Annotated in this window: 12 protein-coding genes; 9 read left to right on the forward strand and 3 right to left on the reverse strand. The window is 62.0% G+C overall.

The genetic code is table 11. From position 1 onward, the window contains the following. Nucleotides 1–136 precede the first annotated feature (136 nt). Nucleotides 137–847: a queuosine precursor transporter gene (locus M1D51_RS18235; protein WP_172322602.1), complete on the reverse strand. Its 711-nt coding sequence runs from the start codon at nt 845–847 to the stop codon at nt 137–139. A 274-nt stretch (nt 848–1121) separates the two neighbouring features. Between M1D51_RS18235 and M1D51_RS18240 the strand changes: the two genes are divergently transcribed. From M1D51_RS18240 to M1D51_RS18275, 8 genes are all read left to right on the forward strand, one after another. Further along, the gene (locus tag M1D51_RS18240; RefSeq protein WP_458107495.1) at nt 1122–1784 is read left to right on the forward strand and encodes a TetR family transcriptional regulator; all 663 of its coding nucleotides are present in this window, start codon (nt 1122–1124) and stop codon (nt 1782–1784) included. Further along, a complete protein-coding gene (locus M1D51_RS18245; RefSeq protein WP_458107496.1) occupies nt 1781–2689 on the forward strand; it encodes a TIGR01777 family oxidoreductase in 909 nt (302 codons plus the stop codon). The genes M1D51_RS18240 and M1D51_RS18245 overlap by 4 nt, the downstream gene beginning before the upstream one ends. 112 nt (nt 2690–2801) lie before the next feature. After that, a complete protein-coding gene (locus tag M1D51_RS18250; protein WP_458107497.1) occupies nt 2802–3323 on the forward strand; it encodes a hypothetical protein in 522 nt (173 codons plus the stop codon). Between the two features lie 328 nt (nt 3324–3651). After that, entirely contained in the window at nt 3652–5049 is a 1398-nt protein-coding gene (locus M1D51_RS18255; protein ID WP_458107498.1) for an MFS transporter, read from the forward strand. Between the two features lie 144 nt (nt 5050–5193). Continuing rightward, entirely contained in the window at nt 5194–5856 is a 663-nt protein-coding gene (locus M1D51_RS18260; protein ID WP_172322606.1) for a response regulator transcription factor, read from the forward strand. Next, on the forward strand, nt 5853–7268 hold the full coding sequence (locus M1D51_RS18265; RefSeq protein ID WP_458107499.1) for a sensor histidine kinase: 1416 nt from the start codon (nt 5853–5855) through the stop codon (nt 7266–7268). The genes M1D51_RS18260 and M1D51_RS18265 overlap by 4 nt, the downstream gene beginning before the upstream one ends. Beyond that, nucleotides 7261–8247, forward strand: coding sequence for a TAXI family TRAP transporter solute-binding subunit (locus tag M1D51_RS18270; RefSeq protein WP_458107500.1), 987 nt, complete (start codon nt 7261–7263; stop codon nt 8245–8247). The genes M1D51_RS18265 and M1D51_RS18270 overlap by 8 nt, the downstream gene beginning before the upstream one ends. Before the next feature lie 53 nt (nt 8248–8300). Next, nucleotides 8301–9137: a hydroxymethylpyrimidine/phosphomethylpyrimidine kinase gene (locus M1D51_RS18275; RefSeq protein WP_458107501.1), complete on the forward strand. Its 837-nt coding sequence runs from the start codon at nt 8301–8303 to the stop codon at nt 9135–9137. A gap of 66 nt (nt 9138–9203) precedes the next feature. On the opposite strand, the gene M1D51_RS18280 is transcribed toward M1D51_RS18275, so the two are convergent. Next, the gene (locus M1D51_RS18280) at nt 9204–10136 is read right to left on the reverse strand and encodes a cytochrome b/b6 domain-containing protein (RefSeq protein WP_172322610.1); all 933 of its coding nucleotides are present in this window, start codon (nt 10134–10136) and stop codon (nt 9204–9206) included. 300 nt (nt 10137–10436) lie between these two features. On the opposite strand from M1D51_RS18280, the gene M1D51_RS18285 reads away from it, so the two are divergent. Then, nucleotides 10437–11051 carry a TetR/AcrR family transcriptional regulator gene (locus M1D51_RS18285; RefSeq protein ID WP_458107502.1) on the forward strand — a complete coding sequence of 205 codons (615 nt, stop codon included), beginning with the start codon at nt 10437–10439 and terminating at the stop codon, nt 11049–11051. A 90-nt stretch (nt 11052–11141) separates the two neighbouring features. On the opposite strand, the gene M1D51_RS18290 is transcribed toward M1D51_RS18285, so the two are convergent. Beyond that, on the reverse strand, nt 11142–12443 hold the full coding sequence (locus M1D51_RS18290; protein ID WP_458107503.1) for a serpin family protein: 1302 nt from the start codon (nt 12441–12443) through the stop codon (nt 11142–11144). Between the last annotated feature and the right edge of the window lie 4 nt (nt 12444–12447).

A 12447-nucleotide genomic window follows, 5' to 3' on the forward strand; every position in this document is an offset into this window, starting at 1 on the left:
CTCACTGGTTTTCGAGAACGCCGGACTGCGCGAACACGCGGGAGCCGCGCGAGGTCGCCGGGCTTTTCCGGCGATCTCGTACAGCTCCCGCGTCCTGGGCGTCCTCCGGTGAACTCAGCGCCGGGCCAGCCCAAGCCTAGGCTGCAGCGACCCCGTAGCTCGGCTCGCGCTTCTTGATCCAGCCGACCACCAGCACGGTGACGGGTACGAACAGGAACTCCACGGCCGTCTTGTAGACGAAACCGGCCAGGGCATAGTTCAGGAACGAGCCGAAGTCCGTGATGCCGATGACCGACGCCGCGATGCTGCAGAAGATCAGGGTGTCCACCAGTTCGCCCACCACGGAAGATCCCATCAGGCGTGCCCACAGGCTCTTTTCGCCGGTGCGGGCTTTCATCTTCACCAGGATCCACGAATTGATGGTCTGGCCGGCCAGGAAGGCCAGCAGCGAACCCAGGACGATCAAGGGAACGGGTCCAAGGGCGCCTTCGATGGCGGCTTGCTTAGTGGTTCCGTAGTCGTCGCTGAAGCCGGGCAACACGATGATGATCCAGTAGCAGAGGGACGCAAAGACGGAGAGGGCGAACGAGGTGATGATCGCCTTGCGCGCCACTTTGAAGCCGTAGACCTCGCTCATCACATCGCCCAGGATGTAGGCGATCGGGAACAGGAAGAACCCGCCGTCAGTGATGATCGGTCCGAGCACCACGCCTTTGGAAGCACCGATGTTGGACAGGATCAGCACCACGGCCATGATGGCCAGCATGATGCCGAAATACGGGGAGCCGATCGACGCGAAGCGCGGAGCGGGCTTGCTCAGAGTACTGGAGCCTGAGGGCGAGGGCATGGGTCATCCATTTCGTAGTGGTTCGCGCAGGCTCCCTTCCTGAGGGCGCCCCGCTGTATTAGCACTGTGGTTGGTGGGGCATCCGGCCCGGCACCGGTTCCATTCTCCCACTCCTCCCCCCAACGCTCTCCCACATCCCACCCCCTTTTGAGCATCCCTCTCTCACATCCCAAGCCCTTCCCCAAACGCTCGCTCATTCCCACATTTTTGAACATGTTCAGAAAGCTGACATACTGTTCCTGAACACGTTCAAAAAAGGGCAGGGAGCACTTCCATGGCAGCAAAGAGTGAGCAGACCCGACAACTAGTGGCCGACGTCGCGCTGAACATGTTCCGTGAGATCGGATTCGAGAAAACCACCATGCGCGCCATTGCCCAGGAGGCAGGAGTGTCCGTAGGGAACGCCTATTACTACTTTGCGTCCAAGGATGAACTCGTCCAGGAGCTGTACATCCAGGTACAGGACGAGCACGCGGTCGTTGCGGCGCAGGCGCTCGAAGGAGTCCAAGATCTTGCGGGCCGCCTGAAGGCTGTTCTGCACACTGGGATGGACGTCATGGCGCCGTACCACCAGTTTGGTTCCGACTTCATCGCGACGGCGATCCGGCCGTCGTCGCCCGTCAACCCGTTCGGCGAGGCGTCCACCGCCGCCCGTGAGGCTTCCCTCGCGATCTTCCGGTCCGCCGTCGAAGGTTCCTCCCCGGCCGTGGCGAAAAAGTTGCGCGGGGATCTACCGGAGCTGCTGTGGCTGGCGTACATGGGCGTCGCGCTGTTCTGGGTCTACGACCGCTCGGAAGGACAACGCCGCACGCGAAAACTAATCGACGGCGCGGCTCCCCTTCTGGCTAGGGGCTTGTCCCTGGCGAAAATACCCGGCGTCAGCAAAGTCTTCGACGACGTTCTGGGGCTCGTGCGCAGCGTCAAGGAAGATTCATGATGCCGCGGACAGTGGTTATTGCCGGTGCTACCGGGTTCATTGGCAGTTACTTCCGGCGTCGCTTTTTGGACGCGGGGTGGCAGGTTCGGACCGTCGGGCGGGACGGTTCCGCTGGTGCGCAATGGAACGACGACGGCGCCATCACCAAAGTGCTGACCGGCGCCGAACTGTTGGTGAACCTCGCCGGACGCTCCGTGAATTGCCGTTACAACGAGCAGCACCGGCGAGAAATTGTCGATTCCCGGGTTTTGACGACGCGGGCCTTGGGCCGTGCGGTTGCCGCGTGCGACGAGCCTCCCCGGACGTGGATCAACTCAAGTACGGGCACCATTTATCGACACGCGGAGGACGGCCCGCAGTCTGAGGTTTCCGGGGAACTCGGAAGCGGGTTTTCCGTGGACGTGGCCCGCGCTTGGGAAGACGAGTTGGCGTCGGCTGCTGTTCCCCGTACAAGGAAAGTGCCGCTTCGAATTGCCATTGTGTTGGGAGCCGGGGGCGTCATGGAGCCCCTCCGCAATCTTGCGCGGTTGGGTCTGGGTGGGCATATGGGGCCCGGCACGCAGAAGTTCAGCTGGATCCATGTGGAGGACTTGTACCGCGTGGTGCTGTTCGTTCACGATCACGCTGAGCTGTCCGGTCCTGTGAACGCGGCGACGCCTTACCCCGTGGACAACCGCGAACTGATGTCCCTGGTCCGGAGGAGTTTGGGTGTTCCTTTTGGGATTCCGACGCCCGCTTGGCTCCTGGAAGCGGGCGCGATCCTGATCCGGACGCAAACGGAGCTGGTCCTCAAGAGCCGATGGGTGGAGCCGCGGAAGTTGCTCGATGCCGGGTTCGCGTTTGAGCACCCAACCCTGGCAGGGGCGCTCAACCAGATTGCGCAGCGGAAGCCCTCTCGCACATAACCGCCCCCTTCAGCCGAACCCTCTTTCACATAACCGCCCCCTTCAGCCGAACCCTCTTTCACATAACCGCCCCCTTCAGCCGGACGCTCTTTCACTATCCAGGAGAATAACCATGAGCCAGGAACCGTGGACTGACGAGGCCGAGTACGGGCTTGCAAGTCCCCACCCGTTTGCCGAATCACGGTACGGGTCCAAGGATCGGGTGGTGCTCGGCGGCAAGGGATTGGCTATGGGAATCGCGGTAGCGCACCTGACATTCTGTGCCTTTTGGGGCATCCAAGCACCGGGATGGGCCATCATTTTCTTTGGTTACAGTCTGCTCCCGGTCTGGATGGTCGGCGCGGCTGTGGGGTCGCTTCTCGGTCTGGCACTGCGTCGACTTCGGAATCAATGGCTTCACGTTGCCGTGTTTTTCGCCGGAGGTTTGCTGATGTGTGCGCCGTTCGGCGGACTTTCAGGAACAGGTCCCCTACTTGTCTCATCGTCAATTGCCTTGGCTGCAGGTATCGGCCGCCTCGCCGCGTGGAAGCTCGTGCGTATCAGCGTCCCGGCCAAACCCGCGGGACCTGAAAGAGCGTCCACCCCAAACCCGCGGGACCTGAAAGAGCGTTCAGGCCAAACCCGCGGGACCTGAAAGAGCGTCCCGGCCAAACCCGCGGGACCTGAAAGAGCGTCCCGGCCAAACCCGCGGGACCTGAAAGAGCGTCCCGGCCAAACCCTCGGGACATGAAAGAGCGTCGGCGGCAGGCCGAAACCTAAGGAAGTGTTAGGAAATGCCCGGCCGGCTAGGGCTGTGCCGTGCATCACCCATAGTTTGGAACATGTCCTCTTCACCTTGGAGGACCTTTCTTAGTCGACGAAGAGCCATGCGCAAGGACGCCATGAGCACCCGCTTCATGGACAGAACGAACTCATGCAAGACACGGCCGCCGCAAAACGCTGCCGTCCAGGAAGGTTCATTGATGAGCACCCAACAAGCTGCACCTCTGAGCGAGGCCGCTCAGACCCGCAAGGCCGTGAGCAACATCCTCAAGGGCTCTGCGGGCAACCTCGTGGAGTGGTTCGACCTCTACGTCTATACCGTTTTCGCGGCGTATTTCCAGTCGCACTTCTTTAACTCCTCCGACGACCTCCAGGCCGGCCTTGAAGCAATGGCTGTCTTCTCGACGTCGTTCCTCATGCGTCCCATCGGAAGCTGGTTCTTCGGCCGTTACGCCGATCGGAAGGGCCGCAAGGCTGCACTGACGCTGAGTGTGACCATGATGTCGGCAGGCTCGTTCGCCATTGCCATCCTGCCGACGCAGGACGTGATCGGCTTGTGGGCCTTGATCCTGCTGGTGTTTATCCGCTGTGTGCAGGGCTTCTCCGTAGGCGGCGAATACGGCACGAGTGCCACCTACATGTCCGAGGCCGCGACGGCCAAGCGGCGTGGTTTCTTCTCCAGCTTCCAGTACGTGACGCTGATCGGCGGGCAGATGCTGGCCCTCTTGGTGCTGGTGATCCTGCAGAACACCATGAGCAAAGAAGACCTGACCGCGTGGGGTTGGCGGATTCCGTTCGCCCTGGGTGGCGCCGCAGCGTTGGTTGTTCTGTGGCTTCGCCGCTCAATGGAAGAAACCCTTTCCGCGGATCAGCTCCGCGCTGCACACGTCAAGGTTGAGGGCGAGGCACAGCCGGGCACCATGAAGCTGCTGTTCACCAAGCACTGGAAGCCGCTGCTCATCTGCATCGGCATCACCTTGGGCGGCACCGTGGCGTTCTACACGTATACCAACTTCATCCTGAAGTTCATGAACGATACTTCGGGCATCGCCAAGACCGATACCTCCGTCATCAACTTCTGGGCACTGTTCATCTTCATGCTGCTGCAGCCCGTGTACGGCATGCTCTCTGACAAGATCGGCCGGAAGCCGCTGCTGATCTGGTTCGGTGTGACCGGTGTGCTGTTCACCTGGCCGCTGCTGTCCACGCTGGCTGGAACCAAGGATCCGTTCGTGGCGTTCCTGCTGATGTTCGGTGGTCTGCTGATGGTGGGTGGCTACACGTCCATCAATGCTCTGGTGAAGGCTGAACTGTTCCCGGCATCGATCCGTGCGCTCGGTGTGGGACTCGGTTACGCGATTGCCAACTCACTCTTTGGCGGCACGGTTCCGCTGATTGGCGCTGCACTGCAGAAATCGGGCCAGGTGGACATGTTCTTCACCTATGTCACAGCTGCAATCTTCATCTCGCTGCTGGTGTACATCTTCGCGCTGAAGAACAAGAAGCCCACGCATTTGGATGCGGAGCAGGGCAACGCCTTTGTGCCCAAGGGCACTGCGAAGGACGACGACGACAAGAAAGACCTCGTCAACGCCTGATCCTGCTCACTTGCGAGGCCCGCTCTGCGCCCTTTGGATACTCCGAAGGGCGCAGAGCGGGCCTCACAACGTTAAGCTCTAGTAGCGAACCAGCCCACCAAACCCACCAGCCCACCAGCCCACCAAGCCCAAAGGATCCGGACAGTGCACGTGCTCATCGTCGAGGATGACGACGCCATGGCGTCGGCCTTGAGCGCCGCTGTCGCCTCCGCCGGGCATAAGCACACCCGGGTGTCCCGCGGTGAGGACGCGCTCCTGGCGCACCGGCAGCACGAGGTCATCCTTTTGGACCTTGGCCTCCCTGACTTGGATGGTTTGGATGTCCTGCGGAAACTCCGGCAGGTCACGCAGATCCCCATCCTCATCCTGACGGCCCGCGACGACGAACGCAGCGTTGTGCTGGGCCTCCGGTCCGGCGCCGATGACTACCTGGTCAAGCCTGTGAAGCTGGTGGAATTGCTCGCCAGAATCGAAGCAGTTACCCGGCGCACCAACCGCACGGGCCAGGAAGCTCCGCACACCATCATCCTCGGAGATTTGCACGTAGACCTGGACCGCCGCGTCGCATCAGTCAGCAACAAAGAACTCGCCCTCACCGCCACCGAATTCGATCTCCTCAGCCTGCTGGTCAGGAACGCAGGCTCAGTGGTGACCAGGGAGCAGATCCTGGACGCACTCTGGGGCGACGCATTCCTGGCGCATTCAAGGTCCTTGGACGTCCACCTGACGGGTCTCAGGTCCAAGCTTCAGCTTCCCGGGTTCATCATCAACGTCCGAGGCGTCGGCTACCGCGTTGAGCAACCGTGAAAGTCCGGGTCTTGGGCATTCTGAGCCTGTTGGTGGTGGTCATTGTGGTGACGGTGTCCAGTGTGATCCTGACATCGGCCAGCCGGGAGCTCACCCAGGAACTGCAGATCAACCGCGTCGCAGCCCTCAATCGTTTTGCGCAGTTGGCCAGCGACGCCGCTGAAGACACCAATACAACCCAGCTGCAGCGGGAAATGGACCGCTATTCCGAGCTTTATGGTGAAGGAATCCTGATCCGGCTCCAACAGAAAACGCTTCGCTCCGGCAGTCTTAACGAGGACCAACCCCAGGTCAGGGATGCCCTCAACCGTGCCAGCCTCAACCTCAGCGATGCCACGCTGAACCCGGTTCGTGCCTTCGGTACCGGCAACGATTTCATCTCCAGGCCCTTCGGCACAGCCAGCCAGGTACTCGGGGAGGTGGTTGTTGAAGTCAACCTCGACGCGGCCCGCCAGAAGCTACGGGAGCGGTGGCTCGTCGTCGGGCTTGCCGCACTGGCCTTGGGTGCGCTGCTGCTCGTGGCTGCGTCGCGCATCACGGCGTGGGTTTTGCGGCCGGTCCACAGGCTCAGCAAAGCGGTCCACGAGCTTGAGGCAACGGGCAAAACCAGCCAGCTTCCTGAGGCCGGTCCGCCTGAGCTCCGCGAGTTGAGCCGGTCCTTCACCGCCATGGCCGATACCGTCTCCGAAAGCATGGAGTCACAGCGGCGGCTCATCGCCGACACGTCACATCAGCTCCGGAATCCGGTGGGGGCGCTGCGGCTGCGGATCGACCTGCTGCAACTCGCCCTGCGTTCGAAGCAGGAAATAGAAGCGGCAGCCGGAGTCGTAGCCGAACTTGAGCGGGTGGAAGAAATGCTCGACGGCGTGCTGAAGCTGGCAACTGCCGAACATCGCGCCTCTGAAGGTTCTGCTCGTGTGGAGCCGAAATCAGAACATCGGCGTTCGGCCGTCATCGATCCCTTCCCGGTCCTGCAGGGCGAAGTGGAACGGGCGACGCCGGCCGCTCGCCTTGTCGGATCAGAGTTGACTTTGAGGGGCTCAGCGCCCGATAGCCAGATCGAGTGCGACCCCGATGAGCTCGCGCACATGGTGGGTGAACTCCTTGCCAATGCAATCAAATACGCCCCTGGCGCCCGTATCCTCGTAGCGATCCGACAGATACAAGGAGGCACCGCCGTCGAGATTTCCGACGACGGTCCCGGCCTCCCGGCCGATCAGCTCGCCGCGTCCCTTACCAGGTTCTGGCGGGCGCCGCAGCACAGCAAGATCCCGGGCAACGGGCTGGGCATGACCATCGTTGAACGGCTGGCTGCAGCGAACGGCGCGCGGCTTGTCCTGGAATCGCGTGAGCCACACGGGTTGGTAGCCCGTCTCGAATTCACCCGGCCGCAGGGCGGTTCGCATGCTTGAGATGATCTCGCGGCGCAATGCCCTCAGGACTGCCATGGCACTGGGTCTCGGCGGTGCCATGCTCGCAACATCAGCCGGCTGCACCGCAGAGGAACGGCCGCGGGAACTGGCCGTCGCCGGCGGCGAAGCGGGCGGCTTCTACCTGGAGTTCGCCACCCTTCTGGCTGATTTGCTGCAGCGGGAGCGGGTGGCTGAAAAGGCGGTGGCCCTGACCACCGGCGGAAGCCTGGAGAACATACGGCGGGTCTTAGCCGGCGAGGCCACGTTCGCCGTGGCATTGGCCGACGCCGCCGCGCAGGCAGCTGCTTCCACGGGCAACGACGGCGGGCAGTTGGTAGCGCTGGGGAAGGTTTACCAAAACTACGTCCACTGCATCGTCCGCGAAGACAGCGGCATCCAAGCCTTCGCCGACCTCGCCGGGAAAACCGCGGGCGTGGGTGAGGTGGGCTCAGGAACCACTCTCACAGCAGGCAGAGTCATTGCTGCCGCAGGGCTTTCGTTGGAAACGGCCGGACCGGGCAGAGCTGTGAAGCAGGTCAACCTTGGATTGAACCAGGCACTGGCCTCCTTGAGGGACGGCTCCATTGACGTCATGATCCAGTCCGGAGGCGTTCCGACGGCGCCGATCGCTGCCGCGGCGCAGGAACTTCGCGTCCGGCTCCTGGACCTTTCCGAGCTCATTCCGGCCACGCGGGCCCAGTCCAGGTTTTTCTACGACCGCGTCCTCATTCCCGCGAACAGCTACGGGAACGCGCCTGCCGTGTGGACCGTGGGCGTGGCCAATCTGCTCCTCTGCCGCAGGGATTTGGCGGACCACATTGTTCGTCAGACCGTGGAACTCATGGTCGAACAAGCTCAGGATCTGGTGCCTAAGTCCAGCACCGGAGTTCAGTTCCTCAGCCCGGAAACTCTCATCAATACCGCCGGCCTGCCCCTGCATCCGGCTGCGGAGGCCGCTTACCGGGCGCTGCACGGATAGCCGTGAAAGCCGTGAAATCGGCATGAGGCCGCGCAAATGGCAAAATGGAAGACATGACTTCAGCCGTTGCCCCTGCCATCGCCCTGACCATCGCCGGCTCCGAAGCGACCGGTGGCGCCGGCGCGCAGGCCGACCTCAAGACGTTCCAGGAACTCGGAGTGTTCGGCATCGCGAACCTCACGTGCATTGTTTCCTTCAACCCGAAAGACAACTGGAACCACCGCTTTGTCCCCGTGGAGCAGCAGGTTATTGCGGACCAGCTGGAAGCCACGACGGCGGCATACGGCGCTGCGTCCGGCGCACCGTCGGTGTTGGACACCGTAAAGATCGGCATGCTGGGGAGTCCGGCAACCATCAGCACCGTTGAAAAGGCATTGTCCGGGGGCGCTTTCAAGCATGTGGTGCTGGACCCGGTCCTGATCTGCAAGGGGCAGGAACCCGGCCATGCCTTGGACACCGACCAGGCATTGAAGGCACAGATCCTGCCGCTGGCTACGTTCGTCACCCCCAACCACTTCGAAGCCGAATCCCTGTCCGGGCTCACCATTACTGACGAAGAATCGCTGAAGGCCGCAGCCATCCGCATCCATGAAATCAGCGGCGCAGCAGTCCTGGCCAAGGGCGGGGTGCGGCTGGAAGGCCCTGACGCCGTCGACGTCTATTACGACGGCGGGACGCTGGAAGTCCTGCGCGCTCCGAAGGTGGGCGAGGTAGCCGTCTCCGGCGCCGGTTGCTCGTTGGCCGCCGCGGTAACTGCCGAGCTCGCCAAGGGGGCAACGCCACTGGAAGCTGCCCGGACGGCGAAGGCATTCGTCACCGCCGGCATCAAGAACCGAGTGTCCTCGGGCGCACCGTTTGATGCCCTGTGGCAGGGTGGGGCCCTGTCCTAGCTGTTACCAAAGAAAACAGCCGCCCCGGAGACTCTCCCGGGGCGGCTGTTTTAGCGTGAGTGCGGTTTAGCGCGAGACCTTGCCCATGAGTGAGGCGATCGGGCGCAGGAACAGGGGCCGGGCCAGGAACCAGGCGGCTGCCGTGAAGACGATGGAGGCTGCGAAGATCCCGAAGCCCCACCAACTGTTGGCGTCGTCGTTGGCGGCGTACATGTGGTTGAGGTTCCGCAGCGCACCTGTTGCCAGCACCAGCGTCACGTGGACGATCACGAACGCGACGAAGTAGATCATCACCGGGAAGTGGATCTTCCGGGCGAGTTCGATCGGATAGAACTTGTTGATGGCAGCTTTCTTGGGCCATGCTCCGGACATCCGGAGGCCAGTGATGATGGCCAGCGGTGCAGCGATGAAGACTGTGATGAAGTACGTCAGGAGCTGGAGGCTGTTGTAGTTGTTCCAGCCGTTCTCAACCGGCCAGTTCAGCGAGGCGTACTGAAGGCCTGCCGAAACGGCGTTGGGGAAGACGTCCCAGCTGGTGGGCACGATCCTCAGCCACTGACCGGTTGCGAAGAGCAGCACGATGAAGATGATGCCGTTCAGGACCCAGAGCGCGTCCAACGTCAGGTGGAACCACAGGTCCAGGCTGATCTTGGTCGGCGGATTCTTGGTCTTGATCAGTCCCTTGTTGTTCCGGGTCCAGTTGGCGGCGGGCCGCGTGGTGGTGCGCACCTGCCAGCCCGATCTGATGATCAGGACCAGGAAGAACATGTTGAGGAAGTGCTGCCAGCCAAGCCAAGCCGGGAATCCGGTAGGGGCGCCTTCAGGAACGGCCGAGTGCCCCGGGTAGTCGGTGAGGAACTGCTGCACGGGCTGAAGGGTCCGGAGCCATTGTGCAACGAGCACCAGGATCAGTGCCACCACCAAAGCTCCTGCGGTGACGACGACGGGTTTGAACCACCTGTTCGACGTGATCCCGGACGACTTGCTTGAAACGGACATCAGGCCGCGTTCCTCTCTGGCTTGTTTGGCTGCGACCAGTTGGCGCTATATAGCGATTCAACCAGTTGCAGCCCGACGGTGAAAACGGCACCCGGGTTTCGGGGCGTTCGACGTCAAAAATCGCAGCATTCGGATACATGCCGCAATACATATTTCTAGAACAGACTTCCAGAATTATTTCCCGTTTCACAAGGCCCAGTCAAGGCTTCGCACTGGCTATGTGGATTCTTTCGGGTAGGATTCCAAAAAATGGCCGGGCGACACTCCGGTCCTTCGTCTGCCTGCGAGAGGAGCGTGAGCGTGGTCCGCAAGACCTCCGAAGCTGCAGTCATTGCCGGCTCCTGGCAGTGGACCCGCACCGCGGCAACACAGCGAAATCTCCTGGACGCGGCCGCCAGCGTGTTCGTGGAACATGGCTTTACCAACGCGAGCATCTCAGACATTGTGACGCGAGCCGGATCCAGCGTGGGCAGCCTCTATCACCACTTCGGCGGGAAGACCGAACTTTTCCTCGCATTGTGGGACGACTACCAGAACGAACACGAGCGCTTGGTGGCCGCATCCGTGGCGAAGGCACGCAAGGCCGGTCAGAACGATCCCCTGGCACTGTTCAATGTGGGCAGCCGCAGCTATTTCGACTACACCTGGAAGCACCGTGACCTGGAACGGGTGTTTATTGAGGGCGACACTCCCCCGGGCTTCGAGGTACTCAGGCGGGAACGTGGCCGCGAATGGGTGCGGCAGAACTCCGTGCTCTTGGGTGCCAGTGACGACACCCTGGGCAGGATCACGGTTGCGGTGATCACTGACATCGTCACCGTGTCCGGGCAGGAAGTGGCGTTGAGTGCAACCAAACGAGAGGCCGACGAAGTTGTTGAAGCCGCCGCAGTGCTGGTGGGCCGCCTGGTCCGCTAAAACCCAACCCTCTGGCACCTCCCGCTGCCATCAACCCAACCCTCTGGCACCTCCCGCTGCCATCAGCCCATCCCTCTGGCACCTCCTGAGCTATCGCGGGTCCGCCACCCACCCGGTGAACAATGGCATTCCCGTCTCGACGTGAATGATTTGATAGTGGAACGGACGGTCAAGGATGATCTCGCGTTCCGGGATGAGGGCACTTGAGTCCTCCGCGTTGATCTGGGTCACCGCGGAGGCGATGGTCCCCTTCTCGGCAACGGTGATGTTGGCTGCCTGGGCGGCTTGCGTCAACTTCATACCCTGCTGGATCCCGCCGAAATCTTTGTCCGTAGCCAGCATCTGGTTGAGTCCAAGCGTTTCGAAGACCTTCCGCAACTCAAACGTGGTCTTGTGGTCCCACTTGGGAAGGCTGATGTGAACCATGTCCTTCGAGGCAGAACCCAATCCGTTAGCCACATCCGTCAGCACCTCCGCAGAAACCGCAGCCGGACCAGCCGAACCTTGCGCACCGCCGTCGGGCTGTATCAACCGCATTACGAAACCCTCCGCATACGGCAGGTCCGCGGCCTTCCATCCTGCGCCTTCGGTGTACGCCATGCCGAGGGAAGCATGCATGGTTGGCACGTTGATCACTTCACCGCCGGCCTTGGTGAACGGGCGGTCGGCGGTGTCGTTCGCTTCGAACGGCTCTTGCCAGGCAGCGGCGAAGTAGAGGGCATTGAGGAGGCTGAAGGTGTTCTCAGGACTGTACTTTGCTGGGGCTTCCTTGATCCGGCCCCCGGTATTCCTGTTGACCCACTGGTCAATGGCCGCTTTGGTCACAGCCTCGTCCCGGAAGTTCACCGGGTACACGCCCGTGCCGAAATGACTGGCAAGCGTGCTGAGAAACGCTTCACCGGTAGGCACATCCTTGTCGACGAACAACCCGTTGGCCGCGTGCATGACAGGCTTGCGCGGCGGGTTCCCTTCGTCAACCGACCCGGGATCGCCGTCGAACTTTTCGAGGGAGGCGAGCAGCGCGTTCATCGCTTGGTCCCGCCCCTCGACGGGCAACCCCAGAACCGTATCCATCTCCGCCGCTGTGGCACCGGAAGCTCCCGCCCGCAGCATGCTCAGCGCAATCAACAGGCTGGCAGGCGACGCGACGACGTTGCCATTGTTTGCATCGCCACCGTCGGCAAGCACTGTGACGCCGAGCTTGCGCGCGGAAGCATTGAAAGCTTCAAGCTGCGCCGAATAGTCCGTTGCCTGAACCGAAACGCGCGCCACGCCGTCAGCGGTTAAGAGCCCGACGTCGGCTGGTTGCGGCGCACAGGCACTGATGGTCGCGGAGGCGCTCACCAGCGTCGCTGCCGCGAGCAGCGTTGTCACTTTCCGGATTCGATTCATGGTG

It is taken from the genome of Arthrobacter sp. R3-55, from assembly GCF_054161505.1.